We start from the raw sequence: 25,710 nt of genomic DNA on the forward strand, positions 1-25,710 counted from the left end.
CTCTGCAAGAAAAACCGCAGAAATACGGGCTATTTTTACTTCTAATTCACCCAATTTTGTTCGAGGTAGAAAAATCGCTGGAAGCTAACAATTGAGAGTGAATTAGAAGAAATAGAGAAAATGGATGAACCAAATGATAAGACGGAAGGAATGTATTCATTGGGTGGTTCATGGAACAGTGTATTTTGCTGTTAAAGAATATAATGAATAGTTATTCAAAATGGATATTTATCCGTATTCATATTTATGATATTTTCATAGCTAAAAAAGAAGGAAGAATTAAAGAAAAATGTGAAAAAAAAGAACACTATTATAAGACACAATATCTTTATAATAAAGAATATTATGAAAAAATGTTTGAAAAATATCCTGAATTATATAGACTATATAAACTTCAATATCGTATGTTGATGTGGGAAAATAAGATAATTAAGAGCAACTATGAGAAAGATAAAAAGATTATAAATTTAATTTGGTTTACAATTTTAAGCACAAATATTAAACAAGTTGAAATATGCAAAGGTGACTGGCATAAAGGAACAGGTAGTGTTTCGAAAGTTAATTTGAATTCTGGGAGTATATATTATAAAACTTATTGCCTGGAAAGGAATATACAGTACCAAAAAATATATGGATATTTATGCGAAAGAAAGGGGATACACAATAAAAAAATAAAATATTTATCCCGGTCCAATTATGGCTGGGAAGAAAATATTGAAAATGAATCATGCAAAACAAGGGAGGAGATAAAACGATATTATTATAGGATGGGAATCCATCTGTTTCTGGCATATTCGCTGGGGGCAACAGACCTTCATGGAGAGAATATTATTGCTCATGGAGAGTATCCTGTGATTATAGATATGGAAACCTATCCCGGATTTATTCCACATTTTGATAGAAGTAGTACGAAAGATAAAGCAGAAACCAGTCTTAGAGAGAAAATTGTAACTTCAGTAATGCGAACAGGTATGCTCCCGGTTCTCACCTGGGGCAGAGGAAACAACAGAGTACTTATAAGTGCCATGAATATGAACGGGAAAATACGGACGCCCTTTAAAGTACCTGTGGTAAAGGATGATAAAACCTCAAATATTCATATAGAATATGAGCAGGTGGAATTTGAAATGGAGGAGTGTATTGTCAGATTAAATGGAGAGGCGGTGAATTCAGCAGAGTATACAGAATATCTGGTTCAGGGATTTCGGGCAGCTTATCTGGAAATGATGAAGGATGAGAAAATAAAAGCCATGTTGGAGAAATTCTATTATGGTAAGTCTCGGGTAGTTCTGCGGCATACCCAGCAATATTATATGTATCTGTTTGCATCCTTTCATCCGGATTATATGGAAAGCAGGGAACAGCGTAAGAAACTGCTTCAGGTTATGCACAAAGATGGAGAAACTCAGCTTCAGCAGGAACTCAGGGATTATGAAATCGAAAGTTTGTTAGAACTGAATATTCCTTATTTTGAGATTGATGCGCACAGTACATCCATATTTGATGGGGATGGTGTGGAACATACCGGCTATCTGCCTTGTACACCCTATGAATCTTGGATAGAGCATATGAAACAGATAAGCATTGAGGATATGGAGAGACAGTGTGATTATATTCGTTTGTCCATGGGACTACTTAATAAAGGATATATTGGAAATCCAGGAAAAGAGCAGAAGCATGAAACCATAGATGACATATCACTGGGAAGAGAAATAGAAGTCCAGATTCAAAAGATTGTTAACTGGCTGATTAGAAATGCGGTTATCGAGGATGAGGATATCAGCTGGGCCGCCCTGCATTTCTGGGAGAATGGTTATTGGAGTCTGGAACCCTGTGGAATGTATATTTATGATGGAATTGCAGGAATCACTATATTTCTGGCAAAGTATATACAGATCTATGGGGGAGACAATTGTAAAATCAGCCGAATATATGAATTGACGCTGAACAAAATGAAAAAGTATACAGAGAGGCGGTATCAAGAAATAAAGGCAGAGAAAATTGGACGTACCGGGTTATATGATGGAGAAAGCTCTGTGATATATTGCTATTTGTTGCTGTATGAGATTACAGGAAATCAGGAATGGATTTCCTGGGCCAGGAAGCATTTTGAGGTGGTTCTGAGATTTCTCTCAGAAGATAAATTTATGGATCTTCTAAGCGGAAATGCAGGTGCAATTATAGTGTCTGTAAGGCTTTATGAAATAACAGGTGAAGAGAAATACCTTGAATATGCAGTTGATATAGAAAGCGGGCTGTGGGCAAAAGGCCAGGAGACAGGTTCTGGGTATGGATGGAAACCTGAGAATCTGGAAGTCCCACTTGCAGGGATGGCTCATGGAAACAGTGGATTTCTTATGGCATATGCTGATCTTTATAAAATAACAAAGAAACCGGATTATCTGGACAAAATTCATAGATTGCTGGCATATGAGGATGCACTTTATTCAGAGGAGAAGAAAAACTGGCTGGATATGAGGGAATCTTCCGGTGAACGCATTATGAATGGCTGGTGTCATGGGGCACCGGGAATCTTACTTGTACGGTTAAAACTGGTGGATATGCTTCCAGCAGATGAACAGGTGAATAAAGATATTAAACGTGCTGCACAAGCATTATTTTACCAGAAAACAGATTCAAAGATATGTTTGTGCCATGGAATGGCAGGAAACCTGTTGATCATGCAGAGATATCTGCAGAAATATCCGGACAGAAAGCTGAATGTAGAATATAAAAAAGAAATAGTGCGTTTGACAGGATATCTAAAGGATGAGCAAAGTTTGTTGGTAACAGAACGGTTGAATCCGGCACTGATGAATGGGATAACCGGAGTGGGAATGTTCTTTTTGTTGTCTCAAAATAGTGACGGAGAGTTTTATTAATTCGGATGTTCTGTAACATATTGCAGCAGAAGTTTCTTTTTTCTGCGATTGATGTACTGACGAGATACGCTTAGAATCCTGGCAATTTCAGAGTCCGTTTTATTTTGGTAGAAATATAGGAAGAGGATTTTGTAATCCATGCTTTCTTTTGGATAAGAATGGATATATGCAGCAACATCTGTGTATGTATCATCAAAAAAATCGGGCGATTTTAGGGTGTCGGTGTAGTCAGATATATTTTCTCTGGGCGGTTGAGAAAGATAGTAGTGACAAAGGGAGCGATAACGATTTTCTACCGCAGTTTTCATATATGTTACGCATTCTCCTTCTGAGAAGTTGGGATTCAGATAAGGAAGAGATTTCAGCAGTGCCAGATATAGTTCTTGTGAAGCGTCCTCGTATTCCATACAATGGATTCTGGAGGAATAACTTCTGATAAGTGGTTCCATACGTTTCAGAATGGCTTCAGAGGAATTGGGTTCTCCGTCTTGGTAATCGTGGATTAGTTGTAATAATGATTTCATTGTGCTACCTCCTTTTTAGGGGAAGTAGTGGAAAGAAATGAAATCAGAAACCTGAAAAGAGAAAAAAGTGTTTGCCAATGAAGTGAACAGTAATATGTATTGTAGAAAAACTGAGAGAAAGTGAAGCAGGTCTGGATAAATCGGATTTTAAAGGGTACCAAGTTGACAGACAGAAAATTCTCCTGTCCTTATAGACTGAATCCCGGGATTCAAAAAAGAGGAAGGGAGGAATGGAAAGTTATGGAGTCAACGGTTATGGAAACAGCGGTATCCCAGGGAATCTGGGCTGTGTTGGCGGTTTTTTTGCTGATTTATATAGTGAAATCGAATGAAAAGCGTGATGCCAAACAGGAAGAGCGTGAGAAAAATTATCAGACAGTAATCGAAAGACTCACAGAAAAGTTCCAGCTTCTGACCCAGGTGCAGAGTGATCTGAAGGAGATTAAGAACAATCTGCTGGGGAAAAATGAACAATCAGATTAAATAAGAGTTACATGAATGAAAAAAGTCTCTCAGTCGCAAAAGGGCAGGGAGACTTTTTTCATTTTGGTTTACAGATGCGGATAAGGAATACTCCTTATGATATAGAATTTGCAAATTCTAAAATAATATATCTATATTTCAGGAGGAAACCAAAATGTCAGGTACAATGTCAGAAAAAGAGTTACGAATTAATTGTGGAAGTAAACTATGTGCGCAGGTTCCGGATGAAAAAAATGCATCTGCGTATAATAATGCGGCAGCAATGGCAATTGTAGGAAATACTATGTATTGGGTAAAAACACATAAGCGGGTAAACTCTCAGAATGTGTATAAGAGCACTGTATATAAGGCTGCTGATTTTACAGGTACTGCAGAGATCAGCAGGGTTGTCGTGAAAGTGATTGATTATTTTGTATATGGAATGACGGTAAAAGGAAATATACTATATTTAACATGTAAAAAGAGCAGTACAGAGTCAGGGGTTCTTGCTATGGATTTGAATGGGAATATCCGCAGTTATACTCCACTGGATAAAACTTATGTGGGAATTGCTTCTTATGTGGGAAGTGAGTTTTTAATGATGGAATATCTTGACTCTAAAGTACCAGCTATATTAAAGTTTGCCAGAGGTACTCTGGCAGAATTTGGTCAGAATGAGCAGAGAAAATTTACGGTAACTGCCAATGATGCTACAGAATATACTAAGGCTAACGGAATTTATTTTGATGTGAATTATGGAATATTTATTTTGGCCAACCATTATATTTCAGACTACAGCCAGTGTAAAAATCGTATTTTGCTTGTGCGTGCAGCAGATTACAAAGCAAATACAGTGTACAGTCCTTATGCAGTTTTTCAGGCTGATTTTGACACAACGAAGTATAGACAGTTTAATTTTGAGGGAATTGCTCTGTACAAAAATAATATGTGGGAACTTTCCAATGTGATTGGAACCGGCAGTAACACTATTGACACAGACCGCGTGACCTACCAGGCAGGTGTGACCTTTACAAAAGTAGATTCAGGTAAGAATGAATTTGAGAATGGTTATTTTTATTTTAAAGGGGCAACAAAGACTGGGGCGCTGATTCCAGATGAAGTTGTCGACAATATACAATGTAAAAATTTGGAAAGTATGGCAATTGATGAGAGTGGAAAAGCGTATTGTTTGAAATGTGACAGCCAGAACGAACATGCGGTGCTTATGAGTACTTCAAATCTTGAAAGTATAAGAGCAACTAAAGTGGCGGTCTATAAAGATAAAGATTGTTTATATCATTGTAATGGAATGATGTATAATTCAAATGATAAACATTTGTATATTTGTGGATATGATAAATCAGACAAGAACAATATAAAAAAGAATATTTATGTTGTAGATAAAAACGGTAAAGTTTTAAAGATTTATGATAGTGGAAAACCGCAGTATGGAATTGCATTATACAAGAAAGAGACAAGCAGATGTGAAATTCTTTTGATGAACCAAAAGGTTTATGATGAAAGAGAAAATGCTGATAATACAATACCCTTTGATATTGCTATTTTCGAAAATACAACAATGAATATCGTACAAAATGCATTTAAATTGGAATTTGGACGAAAAACAGGAGAAACGTTACAGGATATTTTTTATAATAGCATTTATGGAATGTTTGTTCCAGTAACTAGTTTTAATGGATTAAAAAATAAGGCTATAATCTTTCATATATCAAAAGAACAAATTGAATATGCACTTAAACAAGGGGGTGTTGTCAGACCTGACTTTGCAATTTTGCTTGATAAAAGTGAAACTTATAAAAATTATGAAATAGAATCTATGGATATTATTTCAGGTAAAAAACAGATGGCTATATGTGGGAATTTTCAAGTAAAAAATGAAGTGCAAAAAGATACATTTGAAGTGTTGAAGACGTTAATTTTTGAATAAAACAATTTAGGGACATTTAATAACATTTTACTTTTGATTGTGGATATTTCTTGATTTTTGGGGTATTAGTATTACAATTACAATAATTATACAAGGGAGGAAGAAAATGAAAAGTTATAAAACCATAACAGCATGTTTGCTTTGCGCTGCAATAACAGCAACAATGCCATCTTATGCCTGGGCTTCTGAGACGGATATCACTGTATTTTCTGACGGACAGACTGAGCTGACAGATGGTGACAGTACGATGGATACAGAGGATGTGGAAATAGCGGATGATGCAGTAAGTGATAATGAAAATACAGGAAATTTAACAGATTCATCTGAAGTATTTAATGCAGATGCAGAAAACGATGAAACAAAAGATAATCCCTCAGAAGTATTTTCTATTTTGACGGATAAACTGGAATACGGTCATGTAGATAAATTTTATTCTGTACAACTGAAGTCTGACAGTGAAATGCCTGTGAAGTGGAAATTGTGCGGAGAGAATAAGCTGCCGGATGGTTTTACTTTTTCCGAAGATGGAGTGCTCAGTGGAATGCCGAAGAGAATGGGGTATTATTCCTTTGGAGTTCAGGCGGATAACGGAGAACTGATTGTATATAAAAACATTTCTTTTCAGATTAGAAGCAGGGAAAGAGAGGAGGTTCCTTACAGACTGGAGCTTCTGGATAATTATGATCAGGCGAAACTGGATTCGAATGAGGACTTGGGAGTAATTCCGGAAAGTCAAAGCAGCGATTATTCAGGAAAAGTACCTCTGATCAACACAGGAACCCAAACCTTGCATCCGGTATATGAAACAATAGAAGGGACTTATTTCAAATGTAAAGTAAGTGACCGGGAAGCGGTTGAAACGCACACCTATTTGTGGGTGGAAGTGAGCCTTCAGAAGCAGCTCCCACGGGGAACATATGAAGAAACAGTAACAGTTCATACAGAAGAAGGCGCATCCTGTGACATAAATCTGAAGCTGACCATAGGACCATCTTCGGACAGGGATTATGATTTAAAGCCGGAATATGACAGGATTTGGTTTACAGAGGATGAGGAGAGCTGGGAAGACTGGCCGAAAGGAATATATTTCAGAGTTACCGGACAGAAAGATACTACGGTTACAGTAGATGCTTCAGAACTGAGACATTTCGTATTTATGGATGAGGAAGGACTGAATGAAATTGACCCGGGACAGATTAAGCTGAAAGATTTGAAGCCAGGGCAGCAGGAGAGGCTTATGATCATGCCCAAACAGGAATACGGAGTTTATGATGAAGTGGTTTATCTTTGTGCAAATGACGGAAGCAGATATCCAATACATATAAAGATGGACAGAGAGAAACCGGACAAGACAGAGTATCTTCAGGTCACAGCAGACAAGACAGATTTTGGAACGAAGATATGGAAATATGATACACTGCCTAAAGCCTTATCTATGGAAGTGAAAAATGTCAGTCAGGAAGATATGACTCTGTATATAGATAAAAACAGTACTGAGTTTACAATAAGTATGCCATCCACAAGAACATTAAAAGCAGGAGAAACAGTTACCATAAATGTGCAGCCAAAAGAAAATCTGCCCACGGGCTGGCATTCCCTTGAACTTAAGGTTATGGGAGAGAATTCAGAAGGAAAAATGTTCTGTAAATCAATATACTATCGTTTTGAGGTAAGTGATCAATACTTTTGCGGAGTAGTACCTTCTGAACTACAGACAATAAAACATGTAAATGGTGTGAAAAAAACACAGGAAGGATTAGGTCTGCCCGAATATATACATGTTTATGGAGCCGAGAAAAAAACAACTTTTGCTGTAGATGTGAAATGGGATGTTAAACACTGTGCTTATCAGAAAAACTGTAAAAAAGCACAGAAATTTGTAGTTATGGGAGAATTGATATTTGATGATCCTGAAACAAATGGCGACCATCTGGATACAACAGTAAAAATGCCGATAAAAATTGCCGCATATAAAAAACTTAATGCACCGCTGCTGGGGAAAGCCAGAACATATGACAACAGTAATATAGTTAGGGTTTGTATAGCAGAAGCCTCTGCACAAGCGCAGGGATATCAATGTGTATTGGTATCTGACAGGAAAAATCTTGCAAAACAAAAATTTGCAGCAGAAAAAAAGTTAAAAAATGTAAAAACGGATACCTACATGACGCTTAAGCACATTCAGAAAGGAAAATATTATCTGTATTGCCGGGGATATAAGAAAAAAGCTAATGGCAGGCTGGAATATGGAGACTGGTCTAAAGTACAGAAAGTAGAAATCAAAAAAAGATGTCGGGTGCACCAAAGAAAGTCCTGATCAGCAGTGATGCCTGATAAAATTGTGAAATCCGGAGAAACATTCTTGACAAGAAAGCCTTTTTTCATTATAGTAGAATCCAGAAAAAGGCTGTGAAAAAGAGGAGTAGGCGGTAATGCCCCACAGAGAGGGAAGCTTATAAGCTGGAAGGTTTCCCGGGAACAGAAGCGCTGAAGGTAGCTTTGGAGCCGGGAGGCTGAAGTGAGTGGTATGATAGTGTTGAGATTCATATACGCCCATGGTAGGCTTTCACGTATCCCGCGTTAAGGGAATGAGAGATAAACTAAGGTGGTACCGCGATCTATGTCGCCCTTTGCACGTATAATGCGTGTAAAGGGCGTTTTTTATCGTTGACTGCTTACAGCGGAGTAATCCGCAGATGCTTTTATTAAAGATATAGAATATCAGGAGGACATTATGAGCAAAGAACTTGCAAAAACTTACGATCCTAAGGGAATCGAAGAGCGTCTTTACACAAAATGGATGGACAATGGATATTTCCATGCAAAAGTAAATCCGGACAAGAAACCGTTTACTATTGTTATGCCGCCGCCAAACGTAACCGGACAGCTTCACATGGGACATGCACTGGATGAAACTATGCAGGATATCCTGATCCGTTTCAAGAGAATGCAGGGCTATGAAGCATTATGGCAGCCGGGAACTGACCATGCAGCTATCGCTACAGAGGTTAAGGTTATCGACAAGCTGAAAAAAGAAGGTATCGACAAACACGATATCGGCCGTGAGGAATTCTTAAAACATGCGTGGGCATGGAAAGAGGAGTACGGCGGAAAGATCATTAATCAGTTAAAGAAATTGGGTGCTTCCGCAGACTGGGAGAGAGAACGTTTCACAATGGATGAGGGATGTTCCAAAGCAGTACAGGAAGTATTTATCAAATTATATGAAAAAGGCTATATCTACAAAGGTTCCAGAATCATTAACTGGTGTCCTGTATGCCAGACTTCCATCTCTGATGCAGAGGTTGAGCATGAGGATCAGGACGGATTTTTCTGGCACATCAATTACCCGATCGTAGGGGAAGAGGGACGTTTCGTAGAGATCGCAACTACACGTCCGGAAACTCTGCTGGGTGATACTGCTGTTGCCGTAAACCCGGAAGATGAGCGTTACAAAGATCTTATCGGCAAGATGCTGAAGCTTCCTCTCACAGACAGAGAAATCCCGGTGATTGCCGATGAATATGTAGACAAGGAATTCGGAACAGGATGTGTAAAGATCACACCTGCCCATGACCCTAACGACTTCGAGGTTGGACGCCGTCACAATCTGGAAGAGATCAACATTATGAATGACGATGCGACCATCAACGAACTTGGCGGAAAATACGCCGGTATGGACCGTTATGAAGCACGTAAGGCAATGGTAGCAGATCTGGAAGAGCTTGGACTTCTGGTAAAAGTAGTTCCTCACAACCACAGCGTTGGAACCCATGACCGCTGCGGCACAACCGTAGAGCCTATGATCAAGCCACAGTGGTTTGTAAAGATGGACGAGATGGCAAAGGCAGCGATCAAAGCTCTGGATGACGGAGATCTGAAATTCGTTCCGTCCCGTTTTGACAAGACATATCTGCACTGGCTTGAGAATATCCGTGACTGGTGTATTTCCAGACAGTTATGGTGGGGACATAGAATCCCGGCTTATTACTGTGATGAGTGCGGTGAAGTAGTTGTTGCCAGAGAAATGCCAGAGAAATGCCCTAAATGCGGATGCACACATCTTCATCAGGATGAGGATACACTGGATACCTGGTTTAGTTCTGCATTATGGCCATTCTCCACACTTGGCTGGCCGGAGAAAACACCGGAACTGGAATATTTCTATCCCACAGACGTACTGGTTACAGGATATGACATTATCTTTTTCTGGGTTATCCGTATGGTATTCTCTGCTCTGGAGCAGACAGGAGAAGTTCCGTTCCACCATGTACTGATTCATGGTCTGGTACGTGACTCCCAGGGACGTAAGATGAGTAAGTCTCTTGGAAATGGTATCGACCCTCTGGAAGTTATTGATAAATACGGCGCAGATGCACTTCGTCTTACTCTGATGACAGGTAATGCACCTGGAAATGATATGCGTTTCTACTGGGAAAAGGTAGAATCAAGCCGTAACTTTGCAAACAAGATCTGGAATGCTTCCCGTTTCATTATGATGAATCTGGAAGGCAAGACAGTGACAGAGCCGGAGAACTTAAATGATCTCTGTGCAGAGGATAAATGGATTCTGTCTCACTTAAATACAGTGATCCGCGAAGCTACAGAGAACATGGAAAAATATGAGCTTGGCATTGCAGTACAGAAGGTTTATGACTTCCTGTGGGATGAGCTTTGCGACTGGTATATTGAGATGGCAAAGGTTCGTCTGTGGAAGGCAGAGGAAGATCCGAAGGCTGCAAATGATGCACTGTGGACATTAAGAACAGCATTGACAGAAGGTCTGAAGCTTCTTCATCCATATATGCCGTTTATCACAGAGGAAATCTACTGCACACTTCTTCCGGAAGAAGAGTCTATCATGATCTCCGAATGGCCTGTATACAGAGAAGAGAGAAACTTCCCGGATGCTGAGAAAGCAATCGAGGGCTTCAAAGAGGTTGTAAGAGGTATCCGTAATACCAGAACAGAGATGAACGTTCCAAACAACCGCAAGACAAGCCTGCATATTGTGGCAAAGGATGCTGATACAGCAGCAATGTATGAAAACAGCAAGAAATCCTTTGTAAATCTTGCATTTGCAAAAGAGATCCTGGTACAGACAGACAAGAATGGAATCAGCGAGGATGCAGTTTCCGTAGTTGTTTCCAATGCGGTTGTATATATGCCGTTGGAAGACCTGATTGACAAGGACAAAGAGATTGAGCGTCTTACAAAAGAAACAGAACGTCTCACAAAAGAGATTGCAAGATGCGAAGGTATGCTGAATAATCCAAACTTCGTAAACAAGGCACCTGCTGCCAAGGTGGATGCGGAGAAGGACAAGCTTGCAAAATACAAAGAAATGATGGATAAGGTTAAAGGACAGTTAGAGCAGTTACAGAAATAAGGGAGTGCTTAGATGAAATTATACAGGATTTGTAATAAAATTTCCCTTCTTTTGCATGCACTGGCAAGTGCTGTGGGATATTTTATTATGGAAGCAATTTGTCGTCACTCGTTCGTAGAAGCATGGAATTATATGACACAGAAGCCTTTGGTTTTTGCCTATAATACCGCATTTATTTTTACCTCGTCACTGATTGTTTATCTGTTTCACAGAAGGGTGTTCTGGAGAGTACTGGTTACGCTGTTCTGGCTGATACTGGCTATTATCAACGGTGTTCTCCTGCTGAACCGTGTTACACCCTTTACCGGACCGGACCTGCATCTGATTACAGATGCTTTGAAGATTGCCAACAAATACCTGCCTGCTGCAGGTGTTGTGGCAGTCGGCATCCTGTTCGGGATCTTTGTTATTTTACTGTTGATTCTTTTTATCAAAGGACCGAAGTATCAAAACAAGATAAAGTACCGTTATAATATTCCTCTGATCCTTGTGGCTGCAGCTCTTTTTGCAGGAAGCACACAGCTGGCACTGGAGAAGAGGGTGCTTTCCAACTATTTTGGAAACATTGCCTTTGCATATGAGGATTATGGATATCCCTACTGTCTGGCAACTACGATCTTTAACACAGGAATCAGTTGTCCCAGGGATTATTCTGAGTATGAGATCAAACGGATCGAGAAAACAGAGAAGAACCTGCTGGAGACTCAGGAAGAGAAAAAACCGAATATTCTTTTCCTCCAGCTGGAATCCTTCTTTGATCCTACCCTGGTGAAGTATCTGGATATTTCTGAGGATCCGATCCCTACCTTCCGGAAACTGATGGAGGACTATTCTTCCGGATATTATAAGGTTCCTTCTGTAGGAGCAGGAACTGCAAATACAGAGTTTGAATCCATCACCGGTATGAGCATGCATTATTTTGGCCCCGGTGAATATCCCTATAAGAGTATCCTGAGAGAGACAACCTGCGAGAGTGCCCCTTATGTACTGAAGAATCTGGGGTATAGCACCCATGCAGTACACAATAATGAGGCAAACTTCTATGGCAGAAGGTCTATTTTCCCAAATCTGGGCTTTGACACCTTTACTTCCGAGGAGTATATGGCGCGGGAAAATGAGAAAAACCCTAATGGGTGGGTGAAGGATGCAGTTCTTACAGATGAAATCCTGAAATGCCTGGATTCCACAGAAGGACCGGATTATGTGTATACGATTTCCGTTCAGGGCCATGGTGCTTATCCGGATGAGCAGATTCTGGAGGACCCGGAGATCACGGTTTCCGGTGCGCCTACGGAAGAGGAAAATAATAAGTGGGAATACTATGTGAATGAAATCCATGAGATGGATAATTTTGTAAAGGATCTCACAGATAAGCTGGCTGATTATCCGGAGGATGTGGTTCTGGTTATGTATGGGGACCATCTGCCTACTATGGGACTGACTGTGGAGGATCTGGATAATAAATATCTGTTCCAGACAGAATATGTAATGTGGGATAATTTTGGCCTGAAGAAGAAAAAAGAAAATCTGGCTGCCTACCAGATGGCTGCAGAGGTCATGGACCGGGTTGGCATCCATGAGGGAACCATTTTCCGCTATCATCAGGCAAGAAGAAATACAAAGAATTATCAGGTGGATCTGGAAACCTTGCAGTACGACCTGCTTTATGGAAAGAGATATTCTTACGGGGAGACCGGAGAAAGCCCTTATCTGCGCACCAAAATGCGGATGGGTATTTATGATACCACTCTGGATTCCATCCGGTGTATTTCGGATACTGATTATACCTATTATATCAAGGGAACAGAGTTTACTCCTTCCAGTGAGGTTAAGCTGAACGGAGAGTGGTATGATACGGTTTATCTGAACCCCACCACACTGATGATCACAGGAACCCAGCTTAATGATTTTGACAGGCTGGCGGTGATCCAGCGAAGCAACAGTTCTACCAGAAAGCCGTTGAGTAAGAGCTATGACCGGTCCTGTTATGCTCTGTATGCACAGAATCCATGGAAGCTGGATACAGAATCTGATACGGACAGTGCAGATACAGAGATTTCTGATACAGACAGCTAAACTTTAAAATCAGAGTTACTGTTTACAGATTTTGTCGGATAAAATATTACGATTGGTACTGGACATATTCCATCACTATTATATAATGTTAGAGTAACTAATTGGTATAAGCCACAGGAAAAAGTCTGTTGTGGATTATACGAAAGATAACTAAACATTATATAATAAGTGGTGGATTTTTTATGACATACGAAGAAGCGGTTGCTTATATTGATGAAACTCCCAAATTTACAAAGAAAAACAGTCTGGAGCATACGAAGGAATGCCTGAGGAGACTTGGCAGTCCACAGGACAAATTTAAGGTGATCCATGTGGCAGGAACCAATGGAAAGGGAAGTACCTGTGCTTTTCTTACTTCCATCCTCAGAGAGGCCGGATATTCCTGCGGTCTGTTTACCTCTCCCCATCTGGTGGAGATCAATGAACGTTTTCAGATCAATGAGGTGAATATTGATAATGATACATTTCTGAAGGCCTTTCATAAGGTGAAGGCACTGGCAGATGAACTGGTGGCAGAGGGAAGCTATCATCCTACCTATTTTGAGATGCTGTTTCTCATGGGAATGCTGATCTTTGCAGAAGCCGGTGTGGATTACGTAACACTGGAGACTGGGCTTGGTGGAAGACTGGATGCTACCACTGCTGTGGAGAATCCGGTGGCCTGTGTGATCACCTCTATCAGTCTGGATCATATGCAGTATCTGGGAGATACTGTGGCAAAGATCGCAGGAGAGAAGGCCGGGATCATTGTGCCGGGAGTGCCGGTGATTTTTGACGGGAATGCTCCTGATGCAGCGGAAGTGATCAGAGAGACTGCCAGGAAGCTGGGAAGTCCCTGGTATGAGGTAAAGAGGGAAGATACGGAAATTGTGAGAAATACTTCTGCAGGCATTGATTTTTCATTCCGAAATGATTATTATGGGGATACGGTCTTTTCCATCCCGTTTATTGCAAGGTATCAGGTGATGAACAGTGCCCTGGCCCTGAAAACCATGGAGGTTCTGAGAAAAGAAATTCCTGTTTCCATGGATAGGCTGCAGGAGGGAATCAGAAGGACCCGCTGGCAGGGACGTATGGAGACAGTTCTGCCGGGTGTGATCGTAGATGGTGCCCACAATGAGGACGGTGTGGAGAAATTTGTAGAGACTGCAGAGCATTTTCAGCAGGAATATCCTCTGACACTGCTTTTTTCCGCAGTAGATGATAAGGATTACCGGGATATGATACAAACGATCTGTGACAGGATTCACTTTGAGCATGTGGTAGTGACTTCAGTGGGAGGCTACCGCCAGGTGCCTGCAGAGGATTTTGCCCGGTTGTTTGAGAACGCAGGCTGTGACTGTGTGGAGGCTGTTCCTGATCTGGAGGAGGCTTTTGCGAAAGCACTGCAGCTACGTGGAGAGAAGGGCATGTTGTTCTGTGTAGGTTCTCTGTACCTGGTGGGCGAGATTAAAGATGTGATCAGGAGAAATAAAAAATGATAGATTATGAAGAGGAACTTAAGAAATTTGAGCCCTGTCTGGATGTGACAGATGCTGAGGGTGCCATATATGACAGAGAACTGACGGATATCCTGGATGTACTTCAGGAAGTCCTGAGGGAAGCGAAAAGCGGCAGAAGGGCGAAATAAGGAGAAACAGATGAACTGTATGAATTGTGGTGCGTTCCTGACAGACAGGGACCTGGATTACTGTCCGCACTGCGGATGTAATGTACTGATCCAGAAAAAGGCGGATTATCTTTCCAGGCAGTATTATAACCTGGGCCTGGAGAAAGCCAGTGTCCGTGATCTGTCAGGGGCGATCAGCTGTCTGAAGCAGAGCCTGATTTACAGTAAGTACAATATTCAGGCAAGGAATCTGCTGGGACTGGTATATTTTGAGACAGGTGAGGTGGTAGCTGCCCTCAGTGAGTGGGTGATCAGCAAGAATCTGCAGCCCAGCCGTAATCTGGCTTCGGAATATATTAATAAGCTTCAGGCTAATTCCAATAAGCTTGAGGTGATCAATGAGACAATACGAAAATATAATGAGGCCCTGAATCTGTGCAGAGAGGGCCATGAGGATATGGCAGCCATACGGCTGAAGAAGATACTTTCCCAGAATCCAAAGCTGATCAAGGGATATCATTTGCTTGCCCTGATCAGAATCAAGGAAGGAGAATACAACAAAGCCAGAAGAACCCTGAAGAAGGCAGCCAGGATCGATCAGACGAATACAACGACCCTGCGCTTCCTGAAAGAAATTGAGGAACAGACAGGAGTTTCCACAAAGCTTGGACGTCAGAATAAGGGACTTTTCAGGAATGGGGATGAGACTGGCAGTGAGAAAGCAGGAATGGGACCGGAGATGATGGTCCAGGCACCTGCTTACAGGGAACGATCCAGAGTTTCTTTGTTTTTTACTCTGGTGGCTGGTTTTGCAGCTGGTCTGCTGGCCTTTTATCTGCTGGTTGTACCGGCCATCAGGCAGAGGATTTACAGAGAAGCCAATCAGCAGATCGTCAGTTACAGTGATGCAGTATCCAGCCAGGGAGCAGAGCTTACAAAAGCACAGAGCCAGGTGAAAGAGTCAGATGATACGGTGGAGGCAGCTTCCGCCCAGATCGCACAGGAGCAGAAAAAGAGCAGCACCTATCAGGCCCTTCTGGAAGCCTATGCTGCCTATAAGCAGCAAAATATGGATGAGGCTGCCCTGAAGCTTCAGAATGTATATGTAAATGTACTGCCGGATGATCTGAAGAGTATTTACAATACCATCAGTAATGATACCGGTGTGACAGGTATTGATGAAAGTGCAGACGGATCTGAGAGCAGCAGTGCTGCAGGACAGGCAGATTCCTCCGGGGATAATGCTGACAGTGCAGGAGATACAGGAGCAGAGGATTCCGGTGAGGGTTATTCAGACAGTGGAGATGGTTCTTATGACGACAGTTCTTATGATGACAGCTCCTATGATGAAGGGAATTATGATGATTCCGAGTATTAAATGAATCTGATACATGAATTGGAAAATAACGGATCATTGCGAAAATACAAAAGAGATACACATAGAAATATGGGTGTCTCTTTTTTTTCGTGATCTTATCCGTTGGACAGAAACAGGGGGATTATATGAAGAACAGATTTGAAATTCAGGGAAATTGTCTAACCGTTTACCTGCCCAGAGAAGTGGACCACCCGGCAGCAGATGAGATCCGGCGGGAATCAGACAATATATTGCGTAAAAATTATATACGGACCATGGTATTTGATTTTTCGGAGACAATGTTTATGGACAGCTCAGGAATCGGCATGATCATGGGGAGATACCGGGCTATGGGGATGAGGGGAAACTGTATCCGGGTAACCGGGGTCAGTGTTTATATTGAGAAGCTTTTGCATTTATCCGGGGTGTATAAATTTGTGGAAATCTGCAGGGAAGCCTGAAAAGGGGGAAAGGAGTTTATTATGGAAAATACCAATGAAATGGAACTTATATTTGACAGTTCGCCTGTGAACGAGGGATTGGCCAGGGTAACAGTGGCGGCTTTCTGTACACAGCTGAATCCTACTTTGGAGGAGGTGGCGGATCTGAAAACCGCTGTTTCCGAAGCTGTGACCAACTGCATCATTCATGCCTATGAAGGAAAGGTATGTAAGATCAGACTGACCTGCAGGCTGGCAGAAAAAGCACTCTGGGTGGATGTGGAGGATCAGGGAGTGGGAATTTCAGATATTCGCCAGGCTATGGAACCGCTTTTTACCACAAAGCCGGAGAAGGACCGTTCAGGAATGGGTTTTACTTTTATGGAGGCGTTTATGGACGAGGTCAAGGTGGAATCTCAGGTAGGTAAGGGTACCATTGTCCATATGAAAAAAGTGATCGGGAGGTAGAAATGGATCATACTCTTGCTCTGATCAAAAGGTCACACCAGGGAGATAAAGAGGCAAGAGATACCTTGTTCAGAGAAAATACCGGACTGATATACAGTACAGTGAAGAGATTTCAGGGAAGAGGGGTGGAGAGGGAGGATTTGTTTCAGATCGGAAGCATCGGACTTCTGAAAGCAGTTGATCACTTTGATATTTCCTTTGAGGTGAAATTTTCCACCTATGCAGTTCCCATGATCATCGGAGAAATCAAACGTTACCTTAGGGATGACGGTATCCTGAAGGTAAGCCGTAGTCTTAAGGAAAACTGTGTGAGGATCTGCCGAAGCAGAGAAGAGCTGGAGAAAAGGCTGGGAAGGGAGCCAGGGGTGGCTGAAATTGCTGCTGCACTGGAGCTTCCTGTAGAGACTGTGGTGATTTCCATGGAGGCTGCAGCAGAGGTGGATTCTCTTCAGAAAATTATCTGCCAGGGTGAGGGAAGTGATATCTCCCTGCTGGACAGGCTGCCGGAGAAGGTGAACGGACAGGAGCAGGCTTTGAACAGGATTTTCCTGGATGAAATGCTGGGAAAATTAGAAGCCCAGGAAAGACAGCTTATTTATATGCGATATTACAGGGATATGACGCAGACGGAGATTGGGGAGAAGATGGGAATTTCCCAGGTGCAGGTGTCCAGAATGGAAAAGAGGATCCTTCAAAAGCTGAAAAAGGAATATGGGTAAAAATAAGGAGCTGGGACACTGGTGGTTCAGTGTTTCAGCTCCTTGTGTGTTTATAAGGCAGATTTCTGTGATCTGAAAATAATGCCTTTATATTTGAGCAGTGCAGTCTGAAGGATCAGGCCTATAACTGCGCAGGATACTACCTCTCCGATACCTACTGTGAGGATCATCAGAGGAATTGGCAGGTTTACACCGTATCCAAATCGAAGTACGAAGGGTACGATAATGGAATTGGCTGCGATAGGCGGGATCGGTGCAAGAAAACGGCTGCAGTTACGAAGCTTGTAGGTGAAAACTGCGCCTATCAGGGTGGCAATACTTCCGAAGAGGATATCTACAGGAATTGCACCTCCGAAAAGATTGGCAATGATACAGCCTACAAACAGTCCCGGTATAGCTGCCGGTGTGAAATAAGGCAGGATAGTCAGGGCCTCTGAGAAACGGATCTGAACTTCTCCGTAGCTTAAGGGTGCGAACAGTAAAGTCAGAACTACATAGATGGCTCCGATGGCAGCTGCCTCTGCCAGAAAGATAGTACTTTTGTTTTTCATATGATATTGTCTCCTTTAGTATTTTTTTTACGAGTGGAAGGTCTCGAACACTCGGTTTACCGGATCAGCAGGACCTTATTGAATATTGCATATAAATCCGGCGCCTGCCAGTATATCACTTATTTGGCAGCGGGTCAATATTTTTTCTACGGTCTGCTTCTTCTATAATGGTAGTGTTTACATTATCTTCATAGAGGCGCATCTGTATCTGCATGGGAGTGGGATCAGCAGTAAGTTTCCTATGTCCGAAATGATTAAAGAAAAACAGAACTCCCAGTCCGATACCAATGGAGTAGGTAATCTCAAGGATTGTAAAATGATCAGAAATCCTGCCGGTGACCTGGGTATAGATGGAGGAAAAGAGTTTTCCTACATCTACATCGTTGTTGAAGGTCATAATGGAAAAGGCAGCGCCGAAAAATGTGGAGAGACCTACGAACAGGATTTTGATCCATTCCCACAAAAGTCCGGGTCCGGGTTTGTTTTTGTATGTGATGATAAAAGTAGGTTCTCCTATAGGCGTGATCTCCAGATCCGGTTCTTTTTGCTGGATTTTGGAGATCAGATCCATAACAGAAAGCACATAGCGTCCCGGTTTGTCAGGAGGAAGATTTACCACAGGCATGACACGGAGGCGATTCAGAAGTTTGCTGTTGCTGCAGGACAGACTGGCAATGTCCTGCAGATAGATGTGGGGGTGCAGGGTCTGGATGTTTTTGTCCAGAAGCAGATAGAGGGTATCACTCATAGCAATTATCCTTTCATTTGGGGCTTGAAAATAAGACTGGCCAGATATGAAAAAATCAGTGCTGCGGAAACTCCTACAGCGCAGGCTTTGAACCCTCCGGTAAAAAGGCCGAGAAATCCTTGACTGTCAATGGCTTCCCGGGTTCCCTTCCATAGTACATTTCCAAATCCAAGGAGAGGGACAGAGGCGCCTGCACCTGCAAATTCTACGAAAGGCTGGTAGATGCCCACAGCGCTTAAAAGTGCACCGGAGCAGACGAGAAGGACCATGACCCGTCCTGGCATAAGTTTGGTTTTGTCTAACAGGATCTGGACCAGGGCACAGATCAGACCTCCTGTCCAGAATGCATGAAAATATTCCAAAATAGGAACCTCCTTTTATTATGAAGTGATTTCGTATTTTTCAATTACTACTGCATGGGCGATGCCGGGGATGGTGTCACCTTCGTTGAAGCTGACCTTGGAAAGAAGGGCTCCGGTAGGGACGAAAAGAATCCGTTTCCATTTTCCGGCAAGAAGCCCTGGCAGGATATAGCTGCTCAAAACAGAGGCTGCACAGCCGCAGCCGCTTCCGCCGGAGTGGGTGTCCTGTTTTTGGGAGTCATAGATCAGGATACCGCAGTCCTGGTGGCAGGAACAGATATCATAGCCTTTTTGATATAGCAGATCTATCAGGATTTTCTGCCCTACTGCACCCAGGTCACCGGTAAAGATGGCGTCATAGTCTGCTGGTGTCCGGTGGAAATCCAGAAAGTTCTGATGGATCGTGTCACAGGCAGCGGGAGCCATACAGCCGCCCATGTTCATGGAATCTTTTAGTCCATAATCCACCAGTCTGCCGGTTGTCAGGCCGGTAATGGCAATGCAGCTGTGTCCGCAGCGCAGAGGACGGGATTTTCCGGATGCAGGGAGAGGAGGCTGGCTGCCAAGTACACAGGCACCGGCACCGGTAACTGTCCAGGTAGCAGATAAGGGCCTTTGATTTCCGTAGCCCAGGGGAAAACGGAATTCTTTTTCCGCACTGCAAAAGTGGCTGGAGGTTGCGCACAGGATATGTTCTCCATATCCGGCAGCAATGCAGAGGGCGGACAGGGAGAGGGCTTCTCCCATGGTAGAGCAGGCGCTGAACAGTCCGTAGAAGGGAATCCCCATACCTGCAGCACCGAAGGAAGAGGCTGCTGTCTGTGCCAGCAGGTCACCTGCAAAAAGCAGACGAATGTCTGCGGGCTTCAGGCCTGCTTTTCCCATGGCCAGTGTGGCTGCCTCTTTCTGCATAGTGCTTTCTGCTGCTTCCCAGGTGGAAGCACCGAACATGGGATCCGGACAGATCATATCAAAGCAGGAGCCCAGGGGACCGTCTCCTTCTTTCTGTCCGGTTACAGAGGCACAGCTCTGGATAAACACAGGTTCTTGAAAGGAAATGCTGGAAGCTCCACAGGTGTATTGTTTTGTCATGAAAGTACCCCCGTTATTTTCAGAAGATAGTAGATAAGGCCCAGAAACCAGGAACTCAGGATTCCGTACAGGATCACAGGCCCGGCAATGGTAAATATTTTACAGCCGATTCCGAATACATGGCCTTCCACCTTGTATTCAATAGCTGAGGCTGCAACAGAATTGGCGAAGCCGGTGATGGGAACAAGGCTTCCGGCACCTGCAAACCTGCCGATTTTGGAATAAAGATTCAGGCCTGTAAGCAGGACACTGATCAGTATCAGGATCAGGGAACACCAGGAGGCAGCAGATTCCCTGTCCAGTCCCAGGCTGTATGCGTAATGCAGGATCAGCTGTCCAAACATGCAGATGAGGCCGCCTGTGAGGAAGGCTTTCAGCATATTTAGGCCCAGGCTGTGGGTGGGAGTTATCTGCTTTACATATTTTTCATATTGTTGTTGTTTTTCAGAAGTCATAGACATTCTCCCTTCTGTTTTTCTTTAGTATGTGAAAAAAGAGCAGAGAATATACTTCTTATTTTGACTTTTTGGGGGATTCTATTTATAATGGTGCTATTGTTGACCAAATCAGGGCATCCATCTGTTGAAATAGTAAATCAGGGAGCCTGTGGCTTTTCCAAGGGCAATACAGAGGATTACAATGGAGAGCCCTTTTTGGAAACGGATCCTTCGGGTGAAGATTGGAAAAACATCTGCCATTTCTGCCAGGGCCATGATCCATCCGCCCAGGAAAATTCCGGAAAAAATTCCGTACAGCATGAGAAAAGGAGATCCCAGAGGAAGCTTCCACTGAAAAAGATAAAACAGATTTCCGGTGACAGTACCCAGGAGTGCCAGGTCTTCATATAAGAGAATATGGTCTGCAGTCCGGGTGATCCCTGCATAGCGGGGAACAATGGAAAGCCCCATAAGAAGTCCGGTGATTCCGCCGGCTATGATTACACCGGAGCAGAGCCCTACAAAGCCGAGAAAAATATACTGAAACATAAATACCTCCGAAAAAATGGATATGGTAAAGAAAATTGCCCCTTCCAAAGATAGCAGCCATTTAGAAATCAGTATGCACAAATGCCGGAAAACTATACATAAATGGAAAATATAGGGGAATGTATGAAAAACTGTACTTTTACAGGGATAGATAGTATAATTAGAAATATCGTTGGTATGGACAGACTGGCTTTTGTCAAAGCTCTGTCTGACTGCAGATGAAGAGAGTTTGAGGAGGTTTATGTATGGCGGAGGCATTTTCAGGGGCAAAGGTTCTGGCCGGAACTGCTGTGGCTGATGTACTGGGGCGGGCCAGGATCGCAGTCTTTGGCCTGGGAGGTGTAGGTTCCTATGTAGCTGAGGCACTGGCCAGATGTGGGGTGGCAAGTCTGACCCTTGTGGATAATGGAAGGGTATCTGTAAATGATATAAACAGAACTTTCTATGCCCTTCATTCTACTGTTGGCGAGAGCAATGTGCAGGTAGCCAAGGCGAGAATCAGAGATATTGATGAGGAAATACTGGTTCATACCTATGAGACCTTTTATAATGAAGAAACAGCGGGAATGTTTGACCTGAGTAATTATGATTATATTGTAGATACCATTGATAGTGCAGCATCCAAGGTGCTGCTGATCGAAAATGCAAGAATAAGCAAAACTCCGGTGATTTCCTGTATGGATGTCTGTGATAAGCTGGATCCGTCCAGACTTGAGGTTATGGATATTTCCAGAACCAGTGTAGGCCCGCTGGCCAGGGTGGTTCGTACCCAGCTTCGAAAAAAAGGAATCCGAAAGGTAAAGGTGCTTTGTTCCAGAGAAAAAAATGACTGGAAAACAGAAAACAGCCAAGAGGGGAACAGCCTTTCCTTTGTAGCGGGGACAGCAGGATTTATGCTGGCAGGAGCAGTGGTGAGAGACCTTCTGGGGAAAGAATGGGACAATCAGCCCAGGGGAAAAAGAATGGGCAGGAAAAATAAAAATAGAAAGTATGAGGAATAGAATCTGTGAATCAGAAAGTAATAGAGAAATTTTGGAATCTGCTGGGAAAGGACAGGGTACTTGTAGATGAGCCTATGAAACGCCATACTACTTTCCGCATCGGAGGTCCGGCGGACTTCTTCTTACTTCCGTCTACAGTAGATGAGGTAAGGGGAATACTGGAAATATGCCGTGAGGAGGAGCTTCCCTATTTTATACTTGGAAATGGAAGTAACCTGCTGGTAAGTGATAAGGGATACAGAGGTGTGATCATACAGCTGTACCGTAATTTCAGCAATATTTCAGTAGAAGGAAATGAAATCTGTGCTTCTTCAGGAGCACTGCTTTCCCAGATCGCGGCAGCCGCAAGGAACGCATCTCTGACAGGATTTGAATTTGCAGGCGGGATTCCGGGAACTCTGGGAGGAGCTGTATTTATGAATGCCGGTGCCTACGGCGGAGAGCTGAAGGATGTGTTGAAGGAAGCAGTTGTTATGACAGAGCAGGGAGAAATCCTGACACTTCCTGTGGAAAAGCTGGACATGGGATACAGAACCAGCAGGATCAAAAAAGCCGGTTATCTGGTTCTGGAGGCAAGACTTGTTCTGGAACAGGGAGATATGGATAAGATCAGAGACATAACAAAGGATCTGACAGAAAAGAGAGTGAGCAAACAGCCGTTGGAATATCCAAGTGCAGGAAGTACCTTCAAAAGACCGGAAGGATATTTTGCAGGGAAGCTGATCATGGATGCAGGCCTGAGAGGTTATCAGGTGGGGGATGCCCAGGTATCAGAGAAGCATTGTGGCTTTGTGATCAATAAAGGAAATGCAACAGCAGCAGATGTACTTACATTGATAGATAATGTCAGGGAAAAGGTTCAGGAGCAGTTTGGTGTAACACTGGAACCGGAAGTGAAATTCCTTGGAGAATTTTAGACAGAACAGGAGATAAATCATGCGTTTTGTGATCGTGACGGGAGTATCAGGGGCAGGAAAAACAGCAGCATTGAAAATGCTTGAGGATGCAAATTATTTTTGTGTGGATAATCTTCCTATTCCATTGTTGGAGAAATTTGCATCTCTGATGCCGGAAATACATGGAGAGGATGTACAGAATGTGGCACTGGGAATCGATGCCCGCAGTGGCAGATCCCTGGATGAGCTGGAGGCTGTGCTGGATCGGATGAAGAAAGCAGGATATGAGTTTGAGATCCTTTTCCTGGATGCAGAGGATAGTGTGCTGGTGAAGCGCTACAAGGAAACACGCAGAAGCCATCCTCTGGCTATGGGGGGCAGAGTGGATGACGGAATCCGCCTGGAAAGAGAAAAAATGCAGTTCCTCAAAAAAAGGGCAGATTATATTATAGATACCAGCCATTTGCTTACCCGGGAGCTGAAGCAGGAAATAGAGAGGATTTTTGTGGCAAATCAGGATTTCTGTAATATGATGGTTTCTGTGCTTTCCTTTGGGTTTAAGTATGGGATACCGGCTGATGCGGATCTGGTGTTTGATGTGCGCTTTCTGCCCAATCCATATTATGTGGATGAACTTCGTCCCATGACAGGAATGGACGATGGAGTGTTCAATTATGTAATGAACTGTGATACTGCCAGGAAGTTTGCAGATAAGCTTGAGGATATGATCAATTTTCTGATCCCCAACTATGTAAAGGAAGGCAAGACCAATCTGGTCATTGCCATTGGATGTACAGGCGGAAAGCACCGTTCTGTGACTTTGGCCAGAGAATTATATTCCAGGCTGTCCGGGAATGAGAGATATGGCTTCCGTCTGGAACACAGAGATATAGGTAAGGACAGACTGCTAAAAAAACATGAAAGGTGAGACCGGGAAATGTCTTTTTCAGGGATGGTGAAAGAAGAACTTTCCAGACAGGTGGGAACGGCAAGACACTGTATGATCGCAGAACTGGCTGCTATTCTTTGTTCCTGCGGAAAATTGCAGCATCTGCCTCAGGGGGATAAACTTAAAATCCAGATAGAAAATGAAGCAGTTGCAAGAAAGTGCTTTACATTATTGCAAAAAACATTTAATATAGAGAAAGAAGTATCTGTGCGGGAGAGTAGTCACCTGAAATGGTTCAAGGTATACACAATTGAGATATCCAGACCAGAAGAGATCCAGGCAATTCTTCAGGCGGCAAAGCTGGCCCCGGACAGTAAAGACCATGATTCGCTTTTTCTGCAGGATCTGCTGGTAGTACAGCAGAATTGCTGTAAGAGGGCGTATATCAGGGGGGCTTTTCTTGCATCCGGTTCCATCAGTGATCCGGAGAAAGGGTATCATTTTGAAATTGTATATCCCAATGAGAGAAAAGCCAGAGAACTGCAGACAATTATTCGTAGCTTTTCAGTAGATGCCAAGATCGTGCAGCGTAAGAAATCACATGTGGTCTATGTGAAGGAGGGTGCACAGATTGTAGACATGCTGGCCGTAATGGAAGCGAATGTGGCATTGATGGACCTGGAAAACATCCGCATTCTGAAGGAAATGAGAAATTCCATTAACAGAAAAGTGAACTGTGAAACTGCGAACATTAATAAAACGGTAAATGCGGCTGTCAAGCAGATGGAGGATATCAGACTGATTCAGCAGACAATAGGGTTTGAACAGCTGAATGAGGGACTTGTACAGATCGCGGAGTTGAGGATGCAATATCCGGAAGCTACATTAAAAGAATTAGGGATGATGTTGAATCCGCAGGTGGGCAAATCGGGAGTCAATCACAGGCTCAGAAAGCTGAGTGAGCTGGCTGACGAACTGCGGGAGAAACAAGGAGGAGAAGTATTATGATTAAAAAACCAATCACCATTAACCTGTCAACCGGTCTGGAGGCACGCCCTGTGGCACAGCTGGTACAGGTGGCAAGCCAGTTTAACAGCGAGATATATGTAGAGATTGGAAAGAAAAGGGTAAATGCAAAGAGCATCATGGGTATGATGACTCTGGGACTTGATTCTGGTGAGGAGATAACCCTTTCAGCAAATGGTGAGGATGAAGAGGCTGCTATGAACAGTATTGAGCAGTATCTGAGTAATCAGTAATTATTGATCTGAAAACTGAAAACACATCCGGAAAGGAAGACCGCTTTCTGGA

Annotated in this window: 24 protein-coding genes and 1 other annotated feature; of the genes, 17 read left to right on the forward strand and 7 right to left on the reverse strand. The window is 43.0% G+C overall.

Annotation, left to right across the window (positions count from 1 at the left end; genetic code table 11):
- The first annotated feature begins 203 nt into the window (after positions 1 to 203).
- Complete coding sequence (gene lanM, locus ACTNC6_RS03505; protein WP_441043252.1) at positions 204 to 2,882, forward strand: type 2 lanthipeptide synthetase LanM; 2,679 nt, start codon at positions 204 to 206, stop codon at positions 2,880 to 2,882.
- Here the strand turns inward: lanM and ACTNC6_RS03510 are convergent.
- Positions 2,879 to 3,406, reverse strand: a complete 528-nt coding sequence (locus ACTNC6_RS03510) for a sigma-70 family RNA polymerase sigma factor (RefSeq protein WP_441032422.1) — start codon at positions 3,404 to 3,406, stop codon at positions 2,879 to 2,881. The genes lanM and ACTNC6_RS03510 overlap by 4 nt on opposite strands.
- Before the next feature lie 240 nt (positions 3,407 to 3,646).
- Between ACTNC6_RS03510 and ACTNC6_RS03515 the strand changes: the two genes are divergently transcribed.
- The 11 genes from ACTNC6_RS03515 (at position 3,647) to ACTNC6_RS03565 (ending at position 17,874) form a co-directional block, all read left to right on the forward strand.
- The gene (locus ACTNC6_RS03515) at positions 3,647 to 3,889 is read left to right on the forward strand and encodes a BhlA/UviB family holin-like peptide (RefSeq protein ID WP_441032425.1); all 243 of its coding nucleotides are present in this window, start codon (positions 3,647 to 3,649) and stop codon (positions 3,887 to 3,889) included.
- A 154-nt stretch (positions 3,890 to 4,043) separates the two neighbouring features.
- The gene (locus tag ACTNC6_RS03520) at positions 4,044 to 5,816 is read left to right on the forward strand and encodes a hypothetical protein (protein ID WP_441043253.1); all 1,773 of its coding nucleotides are present in this window, start codon (positions 4,044 to 4,046) and stop codon (positions 5,814 to 5,816) included.
- Positions 5,817 to 5,922: 106 nt separating this feature from the next.
- Positions 5,923 to 8,133: a hypothetical protein gene (locus tag ACTNC6_RS03525; protein ID WP_441043254.1), complete on the forward strand. Its 2,211-nt coding sequence runs from the start codon at positions 5,923 to 5,925 to the stop codon at positions 8,131 to 8,133.
- Between the two features lie 83 nt (positions 8,134 to 8,216).
- Positions 8,217 to 8,450, forward strand: a binding site (T-box leader).
- A gap of 100 nt (positions 8,451 to 8,550) precedes the next feature.
- Complete coding sequence (locus tag ACTNC6_RS03530) at positions 8,551 to 11,205, forward strand: valine--tRNA ligase (protein WP_019162520.1); 2,655 nt, start codon at positions 8,551 to 8,553, stop codon at positions 11,203 to 11,205.
- 12 nt (positions 11,206 to 11,217) lie between these two features.
- Positions 11,218 to 13,281 (forward strand): sulfatase-like hydrolase/transferase, encoded by a 2,064-nt coding sequence (locus ACTNC6_RS03535; RefSeq protein ID WP_441043255.1) that lies wholly within the window; start codon positions 11,218 to 11,220, stop codon positions 13,279 to 13,281.
- Positions 13,282 to 13,463: 182 nt separating this feature from the next.
- The gene (locus ACTNC6_RS03540) at positions 13,464 to 14,762 is read left to right on the forward strand and encodes a bifunctional folylpolyglutamate synthase/dihydrofolate synthase (protein WP_441043256.1); all 1,299 of its coding nucleotides are present in this window, start codon (positions 13,464 to 13,466) and stop codon (positions 14,760 to 14,762) included.
- On the forward strand, positions 14,759 to 14,911 hold the full coding sequence (locus tag ACTNC6_RS03545; protein ID WP_019162517.1) for a hypothetical protein: 153 nt from the start codon (positions 14,759 to 14,761) through the stop codon (positions 14,909 to 14,911). Before ACTNC6_RS03540 ends, ACTNC6_RS03545 begins: the two co-directional genes overlap by 4 nt.
- 10 nt (positions 14,912 to 14,921) lie before the next feature.
- Positions 14,922 to 16,268, forward strand: coding sequence for a tetratricopeptide repeat protein (locus ACTNC6_RS03550; protein ID WP_441032444.1), 1,347 nt, complete (start codon positions 14,922 to 14,924; stop codon positions 16,266 to 16,268).
- A gap of 125 nt (positions 16,269 to 16,393) precedes the next feature.
- Complete coding sequence (locus ACTNC6_RS03555) at positions 16,394 to 16,708, forward strand: STAS domain-containing protein (RefSeq protein WP_173743560.1); 315 nt, start codon at positions 16,394 to 16,396, stop codon at positions 16,706 to 16,708.
- Positions 16,709 to 16,729: 21 nt separating this feature from the next.
- Positions 16,730 to 17,155, forward strand: coding sequence for an anti-sigma F factor (spoIIAB, locus tag ACTNC6_RS03560; RefSeq protein WP_019162514.1), 426 nt, complete (start codon positions 16,730 to 16,732; stop codon positions 17,153 to 17,155).
- Positions 17,156 to 17,157: 2 nt separating this feature from the next.
- Positions 17,158 to 17,874, forward strand: a complete 717-nt coding sequence (locus ACTNC6_RS03565) for a SigB/SigF/SigG family RNA polymerase sigma factor (protein ID WP_441032448.1) — start codon at positions 17,158 to 17,160, stop codon at positions 17,872 to 17,874.
- Positions 17,875 to 17,924: 50 nt separating this feature from the next.
- On the opposite strand, the gene ACTNC6_RS03570 is transcribed toward ACTNC6_RS03565, so the two are convergent.
- The 6 genes from ACTNC6_RS03570 to ACTNC6_RS03595 all read right to left on the reverse strand — a co-directional run bounded on the left by ACTNC6_RS03570 (position 17,925) and on the right by ACTNC6_RS03595 (position 21,613).
- The gene (locus tag ACTNC6_RS03570) at positions 17,925 to 18,425 is read right to left on the reverse strand and encodes a QueT transporter family protein (RefSeq protein WP_433845309.1); all 501 of its coding nucleotides are present in this window, start codon (positions 18,423 to 18,425) and stop codon (positions 17,925 to 17,927) included.
- Between the two features lie 115 nt (positions 18,426 to 18,540).
- Positions 18,541 to 19,173, reverse strand: a complete 633-nt coding sequence (locus tag ACTNC6_RS03575; protein WP_441043257.1) for a stage V sporulation protein AA — start codon at positions 19,171 to 19,173, stop codon at positions 18,541 to 18,543.
- A 5-nt stretch (positions 19,174 to 19,178) separates the two neighbouring features.
- Positions 19,179 to 19,535: a SpoVA/SpoVAEb family sporulation membrane protein gene (locus ACTNC6_RS03580; protein WP_441032453.1), complete on the reverse strand. Its 357-nt coding sequence runs from the start codon at positions 19,533 to 19,535 to the stop codon at positions 19,179 to 19,181.
- An 18-nt stretch (positions 19,536 to 19,553) separates the two neighbouring features.
- On the reverse strand, positions 19,554 to 20,627 hold the full coding sequence (locus tag ACTNC6_RS03585) for a stage V sporulation protein AD (protein ID WP_433845307.1): 1,074 nt from the start codon (positions 20,625 to 20,627) through the stop codon (positions 19,554 to 19,556).
- A complete protein-coding gene (locus tag ACTNC6_RS03590; RefSeq protein WP_441032455.1) occupies positions 20,624 to 21,082 on the reverse strand; it encodes a SpoVA/SpoVAEb family sporulation membrane protein in 459 nt (152 codons plus the stop codon). The genes ACTNC6_RS03585 and ACTNC6_RS03590 overlap by 4 nt, the downstream gene beginning before the upstream one ends.
- A gap of 111 nt (positions 21,083 to 21,193) precedes the next feature.
- Positions 21,194 to 21,613: a stage V sporulation protein AB gene (locus ACTNC6_RS03595; RefSeq protein WP_441043258.1), complete on the reverse strand. Its 420-nt coding sequence runs from the start codon at positions 21,611 to 21,613 to the stop codon at positions 21,194 to 21,196.
- A gap of 245 nt (positions 21,614 to 21,858) precedes the next feature.
- On the opposite strand from ACTNC6_RS03595, the gene ACTNC6_RS03600 reads away from it, so the two are divergent.
- From ACTNC6_RS03600 to ACTNC6_RS03620, 5 genes are read left to right on the forward strand one after another with little or no spacing between them, the layout of a single operon-like run.
- A complete protein-coding gene (locus ACTNC6_RS03600) occupies positions 21,859 to 22,614 on the forward strand; it encodes a tRNA threonylcarbamoyladenosine dehydratase (protein ID WP_441032460.1) in 756 nt (251 codons plus the stop codon).
- Between the two features lie 5 nt (positions 22,615 to 22,619).
- Positions 22,620 to 23,531, forward strand: coding sequence for a UDP-N-acetylmuramate dehydrogenase (gene murB / locus ACTNC6_RS03605; protein WP_441043259.1), 912 nt, complete (start codon positions 22,620 to 22,622; stop codon positions 23,529 to 23,531).
- A 19-nt stretch (positions 23,532 to 23,550) separates the two neighbouring features.
- Positions 23,551 to 24,438: an RNase adapter RapZ gene (gene rapZ / locus ACTNC6_RS03610; protein ID WP_019162505.1), complete on the forward strand. Its 888-nt coding sequence runs from the start codon at positions 23,551 to 23,553 to the stop codon at positions 24,436 to 24,438.
- A gap of 9 nt (positions 24,439 to 24,447) precedes the next feature.
- Positions 24,448 to 25,407: a DNA-binding protein WhiA gene (gene whiA, locus ACTNC6_RS03615; protein WP_441032465.1), complete on the forward strand. Its 960-nt coding sequence runs from the start codon at positions 24,448 to 24,450 to the stop codon at positions 25,405 to 25,407.
- Positions 25,404 to 25,658 carry an HPr family phosphocarrier protein gene (locus tag ACTNC6_RS03620; RefSeq protein ID WP_173743547.1) on the forward strand — a complete coding sequence of 85 codons (255 nt, stop codon included), beginning with the start codon at positions 25,404 to 25,406 and terminating at the stop codon, positions 25,656 to 25,658. Before whiA ends, ACTNC6_RS03620 begins: the two co-directional genes overlap by 4 nt.
- Positions 25,659 to 25,710: the final 52 nt, after the last annotated feature.

Origin of the sequence: Blautia sp. HCP3S3_C4 (genome assembly GCF_052064095.1) — a bacterium.
In the GTDB taxonomy this organism is placed as follows: domain Bacteria; phylum Bacillota; class Clostridia; order Lachnospirales; family Lachnospiraceae; genus Blautia_A.

Coding starts and splice junctions, on each gene's coding strand:
- whiA (WP_441032465.1), top strand. CDS start 24,448: ATGTCTTTTTCAGGGATGGTGAAAGAAGAACTTTCCAGACAGGTGGGA.
- ACTNC6_RS03550 (WP_441032444.1), top strand. CDS start 14,922: ATGAACTGTATGAATTGTGGTGCGTTCCTGACAGACAGGGACCTGGAT.
- rapZ (WP_019162505.1), top strand. CDS start 23,551: ATGCGTTTTGTGATCGTGACGGGAGTATCAGGGGCAGGAAAAACAGCA.
- ACTNC6_RS03595 (WP_441043258.1), bottom strand. CDS start 21,613: ATGTTTCAGTATATTTTTCTCGGCTTTGTAGGGCTCTGCTCCGGTGTA.
- ACTNC6_RS03545 (WP_019162517.1), top strand. CDS start 14,759: ATGATAGATTATGAAGAGGAACTTAAGAAATTTGAGCCCTGTCTGGAT.
- ACTNC6_RS03565 (WP_441032448.1), top strand. CDS start 17,158: ATGGATCATACTCTTGCTCTGATCAAAAGGTCACACCAGGGAGATAAA.
- ACTNC6_RS03535 (WP_441043255.1), top strand. CDS start 11,218: ATGAAATTATACAGGATTTGTAATAAAATTTCCCTTCTTTTGCATGCA.
- spoIIAB (WP_019162514.1), top strand. CDS start 16,730: ATGGAAAATACCAATGAAATGGAACTTATATTTGACAGTTCGCCTGTG.
- ACTNC6_RS03555 (WP_173743560.1), top strand. CDS start 16,394: ATGAAGAACAGATTTGAAATTCAGGGAAATTGTCTAACCGTTTACCTG.
- ACTNC6_RS03570 (WP_433845309.1), bottom strand. CDS start 18,425: ATGAAAAACAAAAGTACTATCTTTCTGGCAGAGGCAGCTGCCATCGGA.
- ACTNC6_RS03600 (WP_441032460.1), top strand. CDS start 21,859: ATGGCGGAGGCATTTTCAGGGGCAAAGGTTCTGGCCGGAACTGCTGTG.
- ACTNC6_RS03590 (WP_441032455.1), bottom strand. CDS start 21,082: ATGACTTCTGAAAAACAACAACAATATGAAAAATATGTAAAGCAGATA.
- ACTNC6_RS03515 (WP_441032425.1), top strand. CDS start 3,647: ATGGAGTCAACGGTTATGGAAACAGCGGTATCCCAGGGAATCTGGGCT.
- ACTNC6_RS03575 (WP_441043257.1), bottom strand. CDS start 19,173: ATGAGTGATACCCTCTATCTGCTTCTGGACAAAAACATCCAGACCCTG.
- ACTNC6_RS03525 (WP_441043254.1), top strand. CDS start 5,923: ATGAAAAGTTATAAAACCATAACAGCATGTTTGCTTTGCGCTGCAATA.
- ACTNC6_RS03520 (WP_441043253.1), top strand. CDS start 4,044: ATGTCAGGTACAATGTCAGAAAAAGAGTTACGAATTAATTGTGGAAGT.
- ACTNC6_RS03540 (WP_441043256.1), top strand. CDS start 13,464: ATGACATACGAAGAAGCGGTTGCTTATATTGATGAAACTCCCAAATTT.
- ACTNC6_RS03530 (WP_019162520.1), top strand. CDS start 8,551: ATGAGCAAAGAACTTGCAAAAACTTACGATCCTAAGGGAATCGAAGAG.
- ACTNC6_RS03510 (WP_441032422.1), bottom strand. CDS start 3,406: ATGAAATCATTATTACAACTAATCCACGATTACCAAGACGGAGAACCC.
- ACTNC6_RS03585 (WP_433845307.1), bottom strand. CDS start 20,627: ATGACAAAACAATACACCTGTGGAGCTTCCAGCATTTCCTTTCAAGAA.
- ACTNC6_RS03620 (WP_173743547.1), top strand. CDS start 25,404: ATGATTAAAAAACCAATCACCATTAACCTGTCAACCGGTCTGGAGGCA.
- lanM (WP_441043252.1), top strand. CDS start 204: ATGAATAGTTATTCAAAATGGATATTTATCCGTATTCATATTTATGAT.